Origin of the sequence: Bacillus cereus group sp. MYBK30-2, from assembly GCF_051915945.1 — a bacterium.
Classification (GTDB): Bacteria; Bacillota; Bacilli; order Bacillales; family Bacillaceae_G; genus Bacillus_A; species Bacillus_A paramycoides.
Genome location: NZ_JBQAFR010000005.1, coordinates 128,951 through 147,428 on the forward strand (window position 1 = coordinate 128,951; position 18,478 = coordinate 147,428).

The window sequence follows — 18,478 nt, forward strand, 5'->3', positions numbered from 1 at the left end:
TATTTTACATTGTTCTTTGTGGGGTAGCCTTACATGCCCATCAACTTAAGAATTTTATAACACCCCAAAACAAAAAAATTGTACATTTTCACATGAAGATGTCAATTTTCTCGTTTTGGAGGTATTTGTATTTCTTAGCTTGATAGCGATGTGGTGGGACCCCAGTTAGATTTTTGTTTTATTGAAGTTAAAAGTTGTGAAGAAATGTATTTAAACTAACGGATGTGTTAGTTTAATACAAATTAAACGATGTAGTGTAGTGCTTTCGAAATAAAACATAATGATTAAACATAGAAAAAAGTCCCTGATATCGATCGAAAAACAGGTTTTTTTTGCATTTTAATGGACTTAGGGAAATGAATAAACTACTATTTTTTATTTAAGTAAAGCTACCCTTTAGTTCAAGTATGTTTATTCGCATAGATAAATACGAGTAGGATAAAAATGACTCAAGTCGTTTTACGTTTTAATAATCTGTTTATTTTGTTCATTGTATTGTCCTTCTAAATATAGATTAAAAGTTCAATCAATGTTTGTTATGTAAATACTGGTACATATTACACATTGTTTTGTTCTTTTCCAATGGGTATCATTGGAATCTAAGACTTAGTGAAAAATACAGTTCACTTCTGCTTATTGTATAAATTTGTTCCATCGCTGTACAGAATTCACCTATAATACAGACATTTTACAGTGAAATATAACTTTGATAAAGTAAATATTATTTGAAAAGCGTTAGAGAGGACGGTTGTACCCAAATGAGAAATGAACAATCTATAATAACAGTAGACCAATTAACAAAACAGATTGGCTCGAAGACATTAGTAGAAAATATAAGCTTTGAAGTAAATAAAGGTGAAGTTGTCGGTTTGTTAGGTCCAAATGGTGCCGGAAAAACAACATTAATGCGGATGATGGTTGGTATGATTACTATGACTAAAGGTGAAGTATGGATAAATGGTCAATCGATAAAAAAGCAATTTGAAAATGCAACTGCAAAAATTGGTGCAGTGATTGAAAATCCAGAGTTTTATCCTTTTTTAAGTGGTTATGAAAATTTAACTTATTTTGGACGAATGAATGGGAACGTTACTAAAGAACGAATAGAAGAGGTTGTTCAACTATTAGGTATGCAGCAAGTCATTGACCGTAAAGTAAATGCATATTCGCTTGGTATGAGACAACGTCTAGGAATTGCACAAGCACTTATACACAATCCGGATGTACTTATTTTAGATGAACCAACAAATGGGTTAGATCCCAATGGTATTCATGAAATGCGAATGTACATAAAAAAGATTGCTCATGAGCAAGGGAAAGCTGTCCTTGTGTCTAGCCATCTATTATCAGAAGTTGAATTGATGTGTGATCGAGTAATTATTATCCAACATGGACGGTATATTGCAGAACAAGTGATTCAAAATAATGTCCAAGAAGATTCAGCAACTATTCGTATACGTGTTGATAATGTACAACAAGCAAAAATTCTTTTAAAGTATAATGTTGAAATTAAAGATAATGATATTATTCTTACAGTTAAAGATAAAGAGATTCCTAATATCATTAAAATATTAATAGAAAACAACATTCGTATTTATCGTATTGAGGAAGAAAGAAAAACGTTAGAAGAAAAGTTTTTAGAACTTACGGAGGGGAAAGATATTGTTTAACTTAGTTTATAACGAGATATATAAAATTTTTAAGAGAAAGCAAACATCGTTACTCTTTATAGCTATTGCAATTTTGATAATGGGCTTTGGATTCATTGCGGTAAAATATTTTCCAAATACATCAGGAGATTGGAAGAAAGAGTATACAGAAAGAACAGTGGAGATTGAAAAAAGACTTGGAAGCACAAAGCAAGAACTTATAAATCAAAAATCAGGAGATGTGCTTGTTAAAGAATACCAGTTAAAAATGAAGTACTTGGACACAAATACTCCACCAGCTGGCGATTCCCCTCTTTCCTTTATGAAAAAAACTGGGGAAATTGTGTTTCCTATTTTATTACCTGTTATTCTTGTATACGCAAGTACTATTTTTGCAAATGAGTACAACTGGGGGACATATAAATTCTTAATGACTCGTCCAGCAACCCGATTCAAGATTTTGACTGCCAAATATATTGCAATTGTTATATTTTCAGCATTGTTATTTATATTTAGTATGCTATTCTCATTTTTTTATGGTTTAATTATTTACAAATTCCAACAACCTGCATGGACGGAGTTTTTTGTACAAAATGGTCATATTGTTAAACAAAATATTCTCTTAGAAGTGAGTAAATATTACTTGTTATCATGGTTACCAACTTTAGTATATGCAGCATTCGCCTTTATGATCTCCGTTCTAACGAAATCCAGCGGTGGTGCAATCGGTATTTCTTTATTCATGGCGTTATCTGATAGTCTCATATTATTTCCATTTGCAAGATATGAATGGGCAAAATATTTATTACCAGCGAATACAGGGTTATATGGAATTTTAAAAGGAGGTAGTTTTATTCCAGGGATAACACTACCATTTGCTTCTAGTATGCTCTTTATTTATTTACTCATATTTTTAGGAATTTCCTATGTAGTGTTCTTAAAACGCGATTTAATATAGTAGAGTATTCTAACTCATTAATATCAAATTAGTAAAATAGAAATATCTCAAAATGAAAAAATACGCTATTCTTTCTGTAGAATTATAAGAAAGGATGGCGTTTTTGTATGTCTATTTCTGTATCTGATGAATTACAACTATTTGCTGAAGAATTATATGAACATCTTACTCCTTCGTTTCTCGAAAATCTCGCTAAAGTACTAGGATTTGTACAACGGAAACGAAAGTTTTCAGCTCATGATTTAGCTAGTATCTGTGTTTGGGTTAGTCAACGGGTAGCAAGTGATTCTTTAGTGCGACTGTGTAGTCAACTTCATGCTGTTACAGGAACACTTATGAGTCCAGAAGGACTCAATAAGCGTTTCAATAAAAAAGCTGTTTGCTTTTTAAAACATATTTTCTCTTCGTTATTAAAAAGTAAAGTTTGTGAAACATCAGTGATTCCTAGTTCTTCAATCGCCTATTTTCAACGAATTCGTATTTTAGATGCAACGATTTTTCAGGTTTAGCTAGTGTGTATCCTGGATCAGGTGGTTGTGCTCAAACAGCGGGTATAAAAATTCAGTTAGAATATGATTTACATAGTGGTCAGTTTTTAAATTTCCAAGTGGAACCAGGGAAAAATAATGATAAAACCTTTGGAACAGAGTGTTTATCAACATTACGCCCTGGTGACCTATGTATTCGGGATTTAGGCTATTATTCACTGGATGATTTAGATCAAATGGATCAACGTGGCGTGTATTATATATCGCGGCTCAAATTAAACAATAGGGTGTATGTCAAAAGTGAATTTCCTGAATACTTTCAAAATGGGACAATAAAAAAACAATCCCAGTACATCAAAGTTGATTTAGAGCACATTATGGATACCTTAAAACCAGGACAGTCCTATGAAATAAAAGAAGCTTATATTGGAAAGGATAAAAAACTATTCACTCGGGTGATTATGTATCGATTAACAGAAAAACAACTTCGTGAGCGTATGAAAAAACAGGTGTATACGGAAAGTAAAAAGAGTATTGCGTATTCGGAAAAAAGCAAACGATTAGCTGGCATGAACTTATATGTTACCAATACACATTGGGAGATTATTTCGATGAAATAAATCCATGATTTTTACTCCCTCCGTTGGCAAATAGAGATTGTATTTAAAACATGGAAATCCCTATTTCAAATTCATCATTGGCAAAATATTAAACAAGAGCGATTAGAATGTCATGTTTATGGAAAGCTCATTGCCATTTTTCTATGTTCTTCTACTATGTTTAAGATGCGACAATTAATTTTACAAAAGAAGAAACAAGAATTAAGTGAATATAAAGCAATTGGAATGATTCAAGATCATTTACACATTTTATATCAAGCCATACAGCAAAACACCCAAGAAATAACAAAGATCCTAGTTCGCCTGTTCAACCTCCTACAGAAGAATGGCCGGAAATCTCATCGATATGAGAAGAAAACAGTCTTTGATATTTTGGGTGTTGTCTATGAATATAATGGATTGAGAAAACAAAAGAAAGCTGCATAATTTTTAAAAACGATACCTATCTAGGTTTATTTGGCATACTCATTTTTAAAGATGCCAAATATTTTAAGAGTTTTTTGGTTAGATGAACGAAAGTTCATCTTGTGTTCACTCTTAAGTTGATGGGCATGGGGTAGCCTTAGGAAGGGGCGAATTTACAATAGAAATGTAATAATTACTAAGATAATAACTTTTCCCTTCGTTTTGAGGATCTTCTTTAAATAATACCGTCAAACAAGATATTATTTTGGTAGCCGTTGGCTATTACTGTTGTTTTTCTTTAAGCTATCGCGATGTATCTGAGATCCTGAAAGAACGTGGTATTTCCGTTCGCCTAACAATCATCATGCCATGGGTTCATGAAAATAGCAGTCTAATCTATCAAGTTTGGAAAAGGAAAAACACAAATCACCACCATGCTGGGCATTTAGATGAGACTTATATCAAGGTGAAAGGTGAGTGGCGCTATCTATATCGTACCATTGATAGCGATGGGTATACGCTTGATTTTCAGCTTCGAAAAACACGTGATCATCAAGCAACTTATATGTTCATGAAGCGACTTATCAAAGCCTGTGGAGAACCAACGGTTCTTACCACAGATAAGGCTCCAGTCTTACTTTGTGCGTTCAAAAAACTGAAAAAGAATGGTCTTTATATGCGTATAAAACATTGTAAGCATTTCAATAACCTAATTGAACAGGATCACCGTCATGTAAAACGGCGCTTTGCCAAATCTTCTGGATTTCAAAATCTCCGCCATGCTTCACGTATAAAAGGTATCGAGACTATTCATCCGCTATATAAACAAAGACGAAGTCTGCAAAGAGACTCCGCTTTTTCAACATACAATGAACTTCAACAAATACAAGCAACTTCCTAATCCTTTTTCCTCATTCACCAATCTGTTTATGCTTTTTTCAAACTTTGCAACAGATCCTTCTAGTATTATCGTGTTACTGTATAACAATGAATCTAGAAAAAGTATAAAATAAGTGGTTTTGATTGAGGGATTTATAAGAGGTACTACCACACACCCATCAAGCTAGTATTTTGAAGTTTTTTTTTCGTGAATTCTTATTGACATAACGAGTGTATATTGATAAAATTCAATTCATAAAATATAGATAATTTAATAAATTTCAAATCAGATGAAAATTAAATCTGATTTCTCTTATCCAGAGAGGTGGAGGGACTGTGCCCTGTGAAACCCAGCAACCATCAACTTTTACATTGAAATGGTGCTAATTCCTGCAAAGCAAATGCTTTGAGAGATGAGAGGAAGGGATACTGTTGATATATGCATAAAAACCTTTCTGCTCATTCTAAAAGCAGAAAGGTTTTTTGTTGTTCGAATGAGAGCGAAGGATATTCTGAGAGAAAACAGAGCAATTTATACAGCCGATGGTAAGTAATATTTATGAGTTTATTCTACCCCGTCATATAGTCAATATTTTGCCCGTTTAGTTATTTTAGCGATCCCATTTATGAAGGTTCTCCGTGGGGTAAGTGTAGAACTGCCAGCTTTAATAATTGGAGCTTTAAAAGCAATAGGAGCAAAACGAGCACGATTATTGGGAAGGTATTAATTCTAGAATCCTTACTAACACCAGTAGTTGGTATTACCATAACGAATATTGGTGTTATCAGTGCTTGTAGAAAAGAGAAACTTGATTGTTTAGAAGGATTTCAGTGCAGGAATAACGATGTGACAAGCATTGCAACAATTTGTGTATTACTCATTGTTTTTCTAATTCAATGGGTTAGTAATTTTGTTACAACGTGAATTGATAAAAAAATAAATACATAAAAAAGAAGAAGGGTGTTTACAACATGAAAAAACTATTACTATCAGCACTTATTACAACGGCAATTTTTGGTTTAGCTGCTTGTGGAGGAAAAAGTGAAGATAAGCTTGTTGTTGGTGCTTCTAATGTACCGCATGCAGTTATTTTGGAAAAAGCAAAACCGTTACTTGAGAAAAAAGGTGTAAAGCTAGAAATTAAAAAATTCCAAGATTACGTATTACCAAATAAATCATTAGCGAATAAAGAATTAGATGCAAACTATTTCCAAGGTATTCCATACTTAGAGAAAGAAATGAAAGACAAAAAATATGATTTTGAAGTAGCTGGAAAAATACACATTGAACCAATCGGTTTATATTCTCAAAAATATAAAAACCTAAAAGAGCTTCCAGATGGTGCAACAATTATTATGAGTAATGCAATTACTGATCATGGACGTGGTTTAGCGATTTTACAAAAAGAAGGTATTTTGAAAATTAAAGATGGTGTAGACCCTGTAAAAGCAACCGTAAAAGATATTGCAGAAAATCCCAAAAATTTGAAATTCAAAACAGACATTGAACCTGGTTTATTAACACAAATGTATAAAAATAAAGAAGGCGATGCTATTTTAATTAATGCTAACTATGCAATTGATGCAAAATTAAATCCAAAGAAAGATGCAATCGCGATTGAAGGTAATGATTCTCCATATGTAAACGTAGTTGCAGTTCGTAAAGGTGATAAAGATAAGAAAGAAATTAAAGCACTTGTAGAAGTATTGCATTCGAAAGAAATTGAAGACTTTATTAATAAGGAATATAACGGTGCTGTTATTCCTGTAAAAGAATAACTTTGAAAAGAATGGAGAATTTCGAGAACGAGCCCTTCAAGATCAAGCACAGGAGCTAGTTGCTTAATGTGTATAGCTTAGTCAACAGGTCTCAAGTACATTACTCATATTACTCTTTCATAAGGAATCCGGTGCTGAATCATCAGTACCGGATTTTTGGTTCTGGTGCAAAAACTTCAGGAAACTTGCAATAAATCTATAAATCTTGGACATACTGATGCGATTACTCTAGAAATGGTGCGTGATTGGTAGGGAAAAGGAAAATGTATTCAAATGGAAGCATTATCAGCCGGATATTATTTTGTTAACGGTACAACCTCAGTTTTCGTGATTTGGTGGAGATGATGGAGGAAAGAGGATTACACACAACGATTATGCAATGGGTTCATCAATATGAATCTCAATTAGGTATCACCCTTTATTTTTTATGACTTTTTGCGCTTTAGGTATTGATAATTTATAAAAGATTGATAATTTGTAATAAAGTTTGATCAAATGTCCTATATTGATATGCAGGGTTTTTACTTTTTCAGCAATCGGGTCATTTGTTGAATAATTAAATCCCTATTATTTTCCTGCGGTGAATATACTTTGGATATATTAAGAATTTAAATAGGATAGGAGTGAATAGGTAATTATGAAACAAGCGATACGTATCCTTATTTCTGGTGCGAGCATTACCGGTCCGACACTCGCTTACTGGCTTCACCGTTACGGCTTCGACGTGACTGTAATAGAACGCGCACCCGCATTGCGCTCTGGTATTTTGTAGTAATTTTCTTTTTCTTTCCCTTCCAGTCCTTTGATACTATGTTTACTAACCTTTGCTGCTAAAACCCTTCTTAAGATGCTAAGATTGAAATTTTTCAATTTATTTACGGTGTCAGTAAATACAGCTCGATAAAACATTTCATCTATTATATTAGCAGGGGATAGTGATAGAAAAGTGTGTTCCTTTTCCTAGTTCACTTTCTATCTCTATATCTCCGTTTAATTCTTTAATAATACTGTACGCAATCATAGTACCAAGCCCAGTACCCTTTTCTGTTGTTGAATAAAATGGCAAAGCAATTCGTTTTATTTGTTGAGAAGACATTCCAATTCCTGTATCAATAATATCAATTACAATATTATCTTTTATTTTATGGGTATTAATTTGTAATACTCCACCATTCTTCATAGCCTCAATTCCGTTTTGTATGATATTGGTTAGACACAGTTTTAATTTTTCAGGATCAGCATTTACATACAGGGAATCTGTACTATTCTGTTTTATTTCTACATTGTATGATAGAGCGAGTGGTGAAATTGTATCTTTTACCTGAATCAAAATGTAATTAATATCTAGTTTCTCTTTAATAATGTTTTGTGGTTTGGTTAAAGATAAATAGTTATTTATAGTAGCCTGTATTTGTTGCATTTCAATTAACATGATTTCCAAGTACTTATCTTGAGGTACCTTAGAGCTTTCATTTTCATTTAATAACTGAGTGAATCCTTGTACCGTGGTTAGTGGATTATGAATTTCATGTGCAATAGATGCAGCTAGTTCACTAGCTATATAAAACTTTTCTGCCCTTTGCATTTTTTCTTTCATTTTAAATTTATCAATCATTCCTTCTATTAGATAAACTGATAATAATACTGTGAAAATATTAATGACAATATAATTAAATAAAAATTCAATCAGAGTAGAGTCAATTGTACCACCTGTATTTATTTGAGTTACAATACCACAAATAGAAAGGGAAGTTGTACATATCAAAATAAGTAGAATGCTTAATAATATCTTCTTTTCCTTGAAATAAATAGGTGACAAGTAACGAAACATGATTGTAATAACAGAAATAATAGTAAAGATAATAAATGATGGGAAAACTCCGCTTCCACCTAAGTAAAATCTATAAGAAAGATATAAAATCCCAACAAAAATAATACTTTTTGTATTTCCATATAGAAAAACTAAAATGATAGGAATAAAACGTAAATCATAAATAAATCCAGCATGTAAATGAAAAGGAAAAGTCATACAAAAAATAATTGCAATGGAGGAAAGAACAGAAATTAATATATTATTGTATGCAATTTTTTCTTTATGTTCCAGCCAAAATACATGATAGCTAAGGATACAAATAATAATAATAAAGGTATTTATTAAGAGCGTAGGAATTCCCATAGTTTATGCCTCTCTGATAGTTTATAAGTAGGATTATGAATGAGTTTAATCTAGGTGTTTGGTTTTATTAGACCTTCTATCTTTAAAAAGAAAGGGAAGGGCACTTGCAAAAGTGCTTTTTTATTATTTATATTAGAATCGATGAGGAAGATAGAAATAAAAAGCTACTTTTAGTTATGTACAAAAAATTGAAAGTAGCTCTTGTATAGGTAAAACATGAAGTGAATTACTGGAATAGTTACGTTTTTACAGGAGTGAATATTCTGTAAAAAGACTGTGAATGACGATATCTATTTTATAGCCTTCGCCATATTAACATGAAATTTATTAAATTACAAAGAAAAAAATAAAAATTATTATTTTTTTGTTAATTTGATTTATCTAAAAACAAATAGTATTCAACAATGTAATTTCACGATTCATATTTCATATATCTTTTGTACTATAAGATTACGTCCAATGATATGTATAATTACATCATTTGATCAATAGAAAAGGTATGAAAAGAAATTTATACTAGTATTGTGTCTTGCCTCTTTAGGTATAGTACACAGCCGGTGATTGGCTAGTGGGAGTTCTTCCATTTTGCCAGTGCCGGTTTTTTGTTGGATAATAGAGAAAATGAATTCTTATAAAGAAAGAAGGGACTGTTTTGAAAGATGTAAATTCTATTTCTATGAGAGAAAAAGTTGCTAGTTTTTATCTTTATTTTATTTCTTTTCTTGGTTTGATTACTATAACTATATCTTTACTTGAAATTAAAATCCCTTCTCATCCAACAATACTAATATTGTTATTAATATTTATGGGGATTGCAGAGTATTTTCCTGTACGATTTTGGAGAGGAACTAGCTCGCTTACCTTTCCGATAATTTACGCTATGAGTTGGCAGTTCGGAATACATATAACTATTATTACTATTGTATTCGTTACACTAATTATTCACCTGCATCGTCGTTCACCGGTACAAAGAATGCTATTTAATAGTACCCAGCATGCTCTTAGTTTGATCTTGGCAGAATGGTTTTCAAATAAATGTCTGTCGTTATTGATTAGCGGAATGGATATGTCAGCTCTGTATGAGAATTTAATATCTTTGTTATTATTTTGCGTGTTTTTTTGTTTTTTCAACAACCGTTTTTACGATTTGTTAATGGTACTCCTTCCACAGCCGTATTCGATACATCAATGGTATAAAAAAGCCGTAACAGTATTTCTTTGTGAAACATTTGGTGTATCTTATGCTGCTCTGATGCATGTATTAATTAGTACATATAGTGTGGAAATAAACGAGATTACAGTACTGTTTTTCTTTTTTCCACTTGTAGCAATTTCAGTTATCAGTTCTTTTTCTGTACGAATTAGGATGGAGAAGGAACGATTATACGAACTGTTTCTTATTACAACAGAAATTAGTCGTGGACTAACCGGAGGAAACTTGAAACATATCAAACAAGCACTCAAAGGTTTTTTTGGCATACAAGCATATGTAATATGGACAAAAGATGATGGAAACTGGAATCTTCTATTAAAAGATGGGAAAGTCCAACTTGATATTTCTGATCATTCAGATAAAATCGAGGCGTTTGAGGAAATCTCAAAAAATCTTGTTTTTAATGATTGGAAAACTGGTACGGCGCCTGGAGATGAAATATTTGATGATGTCATACGCTCGCTTGTATATTTTCCTCTTATTGTGAATGATGAATTAGTTGGAATGTTTGTTGCAGGAAAAAGTAGAAATGCGGGTTTTTTTCCGGAGGATGTACAATCTTTAGCTACATTTTCTAACCAATTAGCTAACGTAGTTAAAACAAGGATATTGATTTCTGAACAGGAAAAAAGAATGATTTTAGAAGAAAGAAATAGAATTGCACGCGAAATTCACGATGGCATCGCGCAAACATTGGCGGGGGTGATATTCCAACTAGAATCCGCTAAGAAAAAATACCGTGATAAACCAACCGATATGCAGCAAGTAGTCGAGAAAAGTATAAAGGATTTAAGAGGAAGCTTAGGAGAAGTCCGCTATTCTATTTATGCTTTAAAACCGTATCCGACACAGCAATTAGGGCTTAAGCAGGCGATAGCAAGTAAAATAAAATCTTTAAAACAAGAATATGAACTAGATATTACATATCATGAAAGAGGTAATTCACGTGCGCTTAGCTTTTCGAAAGAAAGAGTTATTTTTGATACATTACAAGAGAGTTTACAAAATATTGTTAAACATGCACAAGCAGAAAAAATTCATGTTTTGCTAAGCTATCAAAGTGAGCACGTGCTTTTAAAGGTTAAGGATAATGGAGTAGGTTTCTCACTATTTGAGTCTATGGTTAAAACGAAACGTGAGCCACATTATGGTATATTACATATGAATGAACAAGCTGAACAATTAGGGGCTACTTTACAGATTGATAGTTCTGTAGGGAAAGGGACAGAAATTACACTGTTAATTCCAGATTCACAAACAAGGGGTGCGTAAAATGATTAAAATATTAGTAGTTGATGATCATGCTTTTTTACGAGACGCAATTCGGAGCATACTAGAGGTTGAATCTGATATGAAAGTGGTTGGAGAAGCGAGCTCTGGGGATGAGGTATTGGAGAAAGTAGAGGAATGCAGACCAGATTGTATTTTGATGGATATTAATCTTCCAGGGAAGAACGGAATTGAAGCTACGGGATTAGTGAAAAAGAATTATCCTAATTGCCGAGTACTTGTTTTTACAATGTATGAGCATGATGAGTATTTAATGGATGCCCTTCAAGCTGGTGCTGATGGTTATTTATTGAAAGATTCATCATCGGAACAGGTAGTGGCTGCAATTCGAATGTTATATCAAGGCGATTCGGTTATTCATCCGCGTATGACGAAAAAATTAATTACATATCATCAGCAAAAAATGAAATCAGAACCAAATGAAAATGAACTGACAGAGCGTGAAAAGGAAATTCTCTTTGAACTAGTAAAAGGACTTAGTAATAAAGAAATTGCTGAAGCTCTATATATTAGTGATAAAACAGTTAAAATTCACATCAATAAAATTTTTAAAAAGCTGAATGTCAAAAGTCGATCGCAAGCGGTGATTTATGCTGTTCGAAATCAATTGGTTCCGCTGGATTAAATAAGAGATTTTTAAAAGAACTATCGTGTTTCCTTATTCTATATTACAAAGAATAAGGGGCAAGGTAGTTCTTTTGTACTATTTAAATGTAGAATAGTTAGAATAAAAATACTCCTTTTGATTAATTTTCAGAAAAATCAGAATGTGAAATAATAAAAACAGAATTAGATTTTAACTCTATTAATAATCCATTTTATGAAAATCTGTTATTGAAAATAAATTTTGGGGGGCTTTTATAGAAAAATTAAAGCGAGTGGTTAGCTATATGAGGTGTGGGATGGTAGTAGTGTTGGAAATTCTTAATTATACGAAATAAAGGTTTAAGATTAATAGAATTTTCAATGCTAAATGGGAATTTGAGAACCAATTTGTTTGGAAAAATAATTTTAATAATGGGGAGATGCAATATGAAAAAAGGGAAATTTGGAAAGATTCTTATTGGAACGCTAACAGTCGGTATGCTATTGTCTCAAGGAATTCCATATAACGTACTGGCAGAAGATGTAAATACATCTACTTTAACGGGTATTGATAATGCAAATGCTGTATTGAAAGGACTTACGAAGGAACAACGTAATGCTTTAAAAACGTTAGATACAAAACCTGGTTTTGTTATTTCACCAGGCATCAATACAGCTAGCCCTGATAATGTGAATGTAATTGTAGAATTTAAGCAAGCGCCTAGCAAAATTGAGGTGTTAAAACAAGCGGCTAAAGGGAAAAAGTTAGCTCTTTCAAATGCGGAACAAAAGGTAGAGGCATCCCATAAAGGATTTAAAACAGAGCTTGAACAACTTCAAAAGAAGAAAGATAAAGGGACGAATTTTAAATCTGCCAAAATAACAAGAGAATATAAGAATGCTTTTAATGGTGTAGCAATGTCATTACCAGCAAATATGATTGAAGACTTAGTTCGTACTGGTATTGTTAAGCGTGTATGGGAAGATCGTGAGGTCAAAATTGATTTGCCGAAAGAAACAGCTAAGGCGGGGGTCGAGCCAAAAATGGCAGATAGTGTACCACAAATTGGTGTGGACAAGCTGCACGATGAAAAAATAACAGGTAAAGGAATTAAGGTGGGGGTACTGGATACAGGTATTGATTATAACCACCCTGATTTAAAAGATGCATATAAAGGATATCGTGCAAAGCAAGGTGAAGATCCAAGCAAAATAGATCCGAACTCAATAAAAGGATGGGACTTTGTTAATAATGATGCTGATCCGATGGAGACAACGTATAAGGATTGGCAAAATTCTGGAGGATATCCTGAAATTTATAATGGAAGTGCATACTATACATCCCATGGTACTCATGTAGCTGGGACAATTGCTGCAGACAAAAAGAATAATGTAGATTATGCAGTTAAGGGTGTTGCTCCAGATGTAGATTTATACTCATATCGTGTATTAGGACCATATGGAAGTGGTCAAACAAGTGGTATTCTTGCTGCGATTGATAAAGCAGTGAAAGACGATATGGATGTTATCAATTTATCATTAGGTGCGGCTATTAATGATCCTTTATATCCTACTTCTGTGGCAGTGAACAATGCCATGTTAGCTGGTGTTGTTACAGTAGTAGCGGCAGGTAATAGTGGTCCAGGAGAAGGGACAATTGGATCACCTAGTGCGGCGGCACTTCCAATTACAGTTGGAGCAAGTGACGCTGCGATGTCTATCCCAACGTTTTCTGCCTCTGCAGGTGATTTACATGTGGATAAGATGATGCTACTTGGAAAAAGCTTTACTGATAAGCTTGAAGACTTAAAAGGTCAATCCTTATCGGTTGTATATGCAGGACTTGGGAAATCAGATGATTTTAAAGGAAAAGATGTAAAAGGAAAATTAGCGCTTATCCAACGCGGTGAGATTACATTTGATGAAAAAATTAAGAATGCGAAGGAAGCAGGCGCAAAGGCTGTTATTGTATATAACAATGTTGATGGTGAAATCACTAGTTATCTTGGAGAAAGTACTTCATCTATTCCATCGTTCCGCTTAACAAAAGTAGATGGTGAGAAATTACAAGCAAAAGCTGTCCAAGGGGATGTGGCTTTAGCATTTGGAGAACTTAATAATATAAAAACTGAGGGAGATCACTTAGCTGATTTCAGCTCTCGTGGTCCTGCAACTAAAACAGATGATATTAAGCCGGATATTGTAGCGCCGGGTGTGTCTATTTTCTCAACTGTTCCTGAATATATTAATGATCCAAAGGATGGAGAAAATTATCCAGTAGCGTATGGACGTATGTCAGGTACATCTATGGCAACTCCTCATACTGCAGGGGTAGCAGCACTCATTTTACAAGAACATCCAAACTATAGCCCATTTGAAGTAAAAGAAGCGCTTATGAATACCGCAGTTGACTTAAAAGAAGAGCGCTCTGTATTTGAGGTAGGCTCAGGCCGAATTGATGCATATCGTGCAGTTCATGCAGATACATCTATCGAGGTTATCGATAAAACATCAAATGTTGTAAATGATGAAGAAGTAGAAATTGAAGAAAAAACAGGTTCTATTGCATTCGGGTATAAAAATCAATTGGGAAATGAACCTATTAAAGATAGTCGAAAAGTCTTAATTAAGAACAGCAGTAAAACAGACGGGAAAGAGTTCAAATTAGAAGTAGAGTTTTCACCAACAAGTGTAGGTGTGCAGGACGCAGCGAAGAATGGTGTGAAGCTGAACGTACAAGATTCTATTAAAGTGGCTCCTGGTACATCAGGGGAAATTAGCCCTGAAATTATCATTCCAGAAAACGCTGAATTCGGTAGATATGAGGGATATATTCATATTTCAAATAAAAACAATGAAAAAGAAGTATATCAAGTGCCATTTGCAGTTAAATTCACAGAAAAAGGGATTGCGTCTGTAGATTTACTGAGAGACGCAATGGCAACAGATGCATCTAAATTCCATCCATTTATGGAAAGACCAAGTTCGCCGTTGACATTTAAATTAAATAGTCCTCTTGAAACCATTGATGCAGTTGTGAAGGATCGAAAAACAGGAAAGGCATTAGGAGTCGTTGGTACACTTAATGCAAGCAGTTTAACACCAAATGTTGAATATATGATGTTTTCTGGTATGGGAGGGTATGTACTTCCATTCACAGGAGATCCAGCTCATCCAATTGGGGATAAACCTGTTATGTTGCCTGATGGAGATTACGAATTGAACTTCGTTGGATATGATAAAGAAGGAAAATCTTATACAAAAGGCGATAGCATTATCATTGATAATGTAATACCTGAAATGAAATTTAAGGATGTACAACCTGGTATACATGAAGTAAATGATTCCATGTTTAAAGAAGAAGATGGTCAGCGAGCATTATGGGTACATGGTAATATTTATGATTCTACAGTGGATGCATTAAAGGCAAAAGGCCTGCAGTATGACCAAAAAGCTAATCAAATTGTATATTATCAAAACTCGGCCTTTCCATCAGGTTGGCTGAATACAATTCAAGCAAATGGTGATTTTAAATTTGGAGTACTTCCAGAGGAAATAAATGAACCGTTAACTTTAAAATTATTTGGATATGACCTTGCAACTGCAGGGGATATGGCAGCAGGATTTAAAGACTATGTTTTTGTTAAAGAGGGAACGGAATACGCTGTTCCAAGCTATGACAAAGATAAAATCAAATTAGGAGAGAAAATTACATTAACTTTAAATCTCAATAATGTGAAACAACTTATGTCAGGTACATTTGAGATTCCTTATTACAAGCAGCTATTTAAATTTACAGATGTGAAACCAAATCCAGCACTTACGGAATATGTAAAACAACATGGACTAAATCTTAAATTAGAAGATCCAAAGGTAATAGATACAGAAGGAGCTTGGGAAAACAAGGTGAAAGTTGGTGCATCGTTAGAAGGAAAAGAATTTAAAGGGTTAGATGGAGACACACCATTTTTAGATGTTACATTTGAAATGACGAGTGATGAATATTTTAATGATTTAACTGCATTTGGAGCAAATAAATTCTCTTATACAAAATCTGGTGCAGCAGAAGGTGTTGAAATTCCTGTATTTAAAGATAAATCCTTCTCTATTATTTCGAAGCATTCAACAGTTAGAGGGTATATCGGACCAGAAGCATTCTTGAATGAAGATGGGTATTTAGGTAAGAACGACTACACAAAACTAGGAGCAAAAGTGTACGTAGTTGGCAAGGATGGAAAGAAATATACAGGAACGATTGATGATCATGGTCAATTCGAAATTCATAATGTTCCTGTAAGTGATAAAGAATACGATATTTTTGTAGAAATGCCAGGTCATTTAAATAGTAAATTAACAACAAAAATAGGGAAAATGCAGGATGGAGAATTAGTGGGACAAAACTTTAGAGCTGATATGGATGACAACCTTGCAGGTGATGTAAACGGCGACAAAGTGGTAGATATTCAAGATGCTAGAATAGCAGCTTTATCGTATGGAAAAGGGAAAGTGACTGTCAAAGATGGCGATGTCAATCAAGATGGTGTTGTAAATGAAACGGATATTCGCTTGATAGAGAAGAATTTCTTGAAAAAGGGTCCAGATGCCAAAGGAAATCAGAAACCGAAAGAAAATGTGGGGCCAGTGACGTTAGATAAAATCTTGCGTTCCATTGGATTAGAACCAAAAAAATAAGTGGGCACAATTCTATAGTAAACTAAACAATAAAATAATGATTTTAGAATCAAATGGGAGTTACTAATATTGGGCCGGTAATGATTCATTGTAACATTACCGGTTATTCTTCAAGTAGTCTTAAAGCGATAGCTATTTGGATACTTAAATCTCTACATGAAGTAAATAATTTAAAGATGGTTAGTTTTCGTTACTGGATAAGGTATTTGCTTAATTATCATTGGTTATGGGATGGATATGTAGTTTGAACTTTAAAAATGGGGGGGACTTGTGAAATGAGTATTAAGAAAAAACTGGGTATGGGTGTTGTAACTGCAGCTCTTGGTCTATCTTTAATTGGTGGAGGTACATATGCGTACTTCAGTGATAAGGAAGTATCACAAAACACGTTTGCAGCTGGTACTTTAGATTTGAGTGTTGATCCTAAAGTTGTTATTGATATAGATAATCTTAAACCGGGTGACGAAATGGAACGAGGGTTTCAACTAGTTAACAAAGGTACATTAGCGATAGGAGATGTGAAGCTTCTGACTGATTACACTGTAATCGATGATAAAGGAGATAATGGAAATGCTGATTTGGGTGATCATATCCGTGTTGATTTCTTGTGGAATTTGGATAAAAATGAGGTTCCAATATGGTCGACTACATTATCTGATTTGAAGAAAGGTACACAAAATGGGAATATTCCTGATCTTGTGCAAAAAGGTATTTTAGACCGAGAAGAAAACGGACTTGCCCCAGGAGATGATGATACCTTCTATGTGATGTTCACATTTGTAGATAACGGCGAAGATCAAAATGTGTTCCAAGGAGATGCATTACATTTAAATTGGACTTTCAACTCAATGCAGACAAAAGGTGAAGAAAAGTAAAAATAATGATTGGTTTTGGTGCAAAAATAACAGAGAATAAAGCGCATATATTCCTAATGATGATCCCCACTAAAGGGGCAAGCTGACTAATGTCAGTGGCATTCTTGCTACCAAAGGCGAAGTCTTAAAAGAGACTCCGCCTTTTCAACGTACAATGAACTTCAACAATTACTAGCTACCTCCTATACATTGTTCCTCATTTATCAACCTGTTTATGCTTATTTAAAAATTTGCAACAGAACCTGAAATATGTTTTAGCCGTTCCTCATTGAAGTCATACTTACTCTTTAATATTTCTATAGTCTTACTCAAATAAACGATATTCCATAAAGTCTTAATGGCGATGGACGGGATCCCAATTAAAGTTTTTTAAACCTAATTGGACTTACCATTAAGAGAGCGAGGATTAATGTGATCCATGCATTGCTATATGAAAACAATCCCATACCAGCCAATGTTAATCCAGCAGCTGGAATAGGTAATCCCTTAAAATATCCAATAGTTGGTTTAACACTAAATTTAGCTAATCTTAAAGCACCCATCGTTGGGAAAAGGATAAATGCCAAAGAAGTTAAAATAGATGGTGTTGCTATCGAATGAAATAAAAGTGCAGGAGCAACTCCGAAACTAACAATATCAGCTAAGGAATCTAATTCTACACCAAACTCACTGTTCACTTTTAATTTTCTCGCAATCCTTCCATCAAGAAGATCTAGAACAGCTGACAAGAAAATGAAAATGGAGGCTACTACCAAATAGTCACTCATATTCATGGTAATTGAAAAAACACCGCACAATAAATTTCCAATCGTAAATAAATTCGGTACAGCTTTTACTACCTGATTGAACAAGGTTGTCCCTCCTAAGTT

The 18,478-nt window shown here is 33.6% G+C and carries 10 protein-coding genes, 5 pseudogenes and 1 riboswitch; of the genes and pseudogenes, 13 read left to right on the forward strand and 2 right to left on the reverse strand.

Annotated features, from left to right (window positions below; all coding sequences use genetic code 11):
- The first annotated feature begins 758 nt into the window (after positions 1–758).
- The 8 genes and pseudogenes from ACTFQM_RS23065 to ACTFQM_RS23100 form a co-directional block, all read left to right on the forward strand.
- Positions 759–1,670, forward strand: coding sequence for an ABC transporter ATP-binding protein (locus ACTFQM_RS23065; protein WP_440036415.1), 912 nt, complete (start codon positions 759–761; stop codon positions 1,668–1,670).
- The gene (locus ACTFQM_RS23070; protein ID WP_149212622.1) at positions 1,663–2,607 is read left to right on the forward strand and encodes an ABC transporter permease; all 945 of its coding nucleotides are present in this window, start codon (positions 1,663–1,665) and stop codon (positions 2,605–2,607) included. The genes ACTFQM_RS23065 and ACTFQM_RS23070 overlap by 8 nt, the downstream gene beginning before the upstream one ends.
- Positions 2,608–2,714: 107 nt before the next feature.
- Positions 2,715–4,141 (forward strand): annotated as a pseudogene (locus ACTFQM_RS23075) (IS4 family transposase).
- Positions 4,142–4,379: 238 nt separating this feature from the next.
- Positions 4,380–5,021, forward strand: a complete 642-nt coding sequence (locus tag ACTFQM_RS23080; protein WP_440036432.1) for an IS6 family transposase — start codon at positions 4,380–4,382, stop codon at positions 5,019–5,021.
- Positions 5,022–5,309: 288 nt separating this feature from the next.
- Positions 5,310–5,419, forward strand: a riboswitch (SAM riboswitch).
- Between the two features lie 173 nt (positions 5,420–5,592).
- Positions 5,593–5,924: pseudogene (locus tag ACTFQM_RS23085) on the forward strand (ABC transporter permease); the annotation flags it as partial.
- A 47-nt stretch (positions 5,925–5,971) separates the two neighbouring features.
- On the forward strand, positions 5,972–6,778 hold the full coding sequence (gene metQ, locus ACTFQM_RS23090) for a methionine ABC transporter substrate-binding lipoprotein MetQ (RefSeq protein ID WP_400487521.1): 807 nt from the start codon (positions 5,972–5,974) through the stop codon (positions 6,776–6,778).
- 241 nt (positions 6,779–7,019) lie between these two features.
- Positions 7,020–7,185 (forward strand): annotated as a pseudogene (locus tag ACTFQM_RS23095) (IS6 family transposase); the annotation flags it as partial.
- A gap of 230 nt (positions 7,186–7,415) precedes the next feature.
- A pseudogene (locus ACTFQM_RS23100) lies at positions 7,416–7,541 on the forward strand (NAD-binding protein); the annotation flags it as partial.
- A gap of 159 nt (positions 7,542–7,700) precedes the next feature.
- Here the strand turns inward: ACTFQM_RS23100 and ACTFQM_RS23105 are convergent.
- Positions 7,701–8,954, reverse strand: a complete 1,254-nt coding sequence (locus ACTFQM_RS23105) for an ATP-binding protein (RefSeq protein ID WP_265623411.1) — start codon at positions 8,952–8,954, stop codon at positions 7,701–7,703.
- 652 nt (positions 8,955–9,606) lie between these two features.
- Here ACTFQM_RS23105 and ACTFQM_RS23110 point away from each other — a divergent pair.
- From ACTFQM_RS23110 to ACTFQM_RS23130, 5 genes and pseudogenes are all read left to right on the forward strand, one after another.
- Positions 9,607–11,439, forward strand: a complete 1,833-nt coding sequence (locus ACTFQM_RS23110; protein ID WP_400487519.1) for a GAF domain-containing sensor histidine kinase — start codon at positions 9,607–9,609, stop codon at positions 11,437–11,439.
- A 1-nt stretch (position 11,440) separates the two neighbouring features.
- Positions 11,441–12,082: a response regulator gene (locus ACTFQM_RS23115; RefSeq protein WP_002175152.1), complete on the forward strand. Its 642-nt coding sequence runs from the start codon at positions 11,441–11,443 to the stop codon at positions 12,080–12,082.
- Positions 12,083–12,489: 407 nt separating this feature from the next.
- A complete protein-coding gene (locus ACTFQM_RS23120; protein ID WP_440036416.1) occupies positions 12,490–16,734 on the forward strand; it encodes a S8 family serine peptidase in 4,245 nt (1,414 codons plus the stop codon).
- Positions 16,735–17,009: 275 nt separating this feature from the next.
- Complete coding sequence (locus ACTFQM_RS23125) at positions 17,010–17,609, forward strand: TasA family protein (protein WP_025149675.1); 600 nt, start codon at positions 17,010–17,012, stop codon at positions 17,607–17,609.
- 99 nt (positions 17,610–17,708) lie between these two features.
- Positions 17,709–17,792 (forward strand): annotated as a pseudogene (locus tag ACTFQM_RS23130) (IS6 family transposase); the annotation flags it as partial.
- A gap of 176 nt (positions 17,793–17,968) precedes the next feature.
- Here the strand turns inward: ACTFQM_RS23130 and pssA are convergent.
- The gene (pssA, locus tag ACTFQM_RS23135) at positions 17,969–18,460 is read right to left on the reverse strand and encodes a CDP-diacylglycerol--serine O-phosphatidyltransferase (protein ID WP_025149676.1); all 492 of its coding nucleotides are present in this window, start codon (positions 18,458–18,460) and stop codon (positions 17,969–17,971) included.
- Positions 18,461–18,478: the final 18 nt, after the last annotated feature.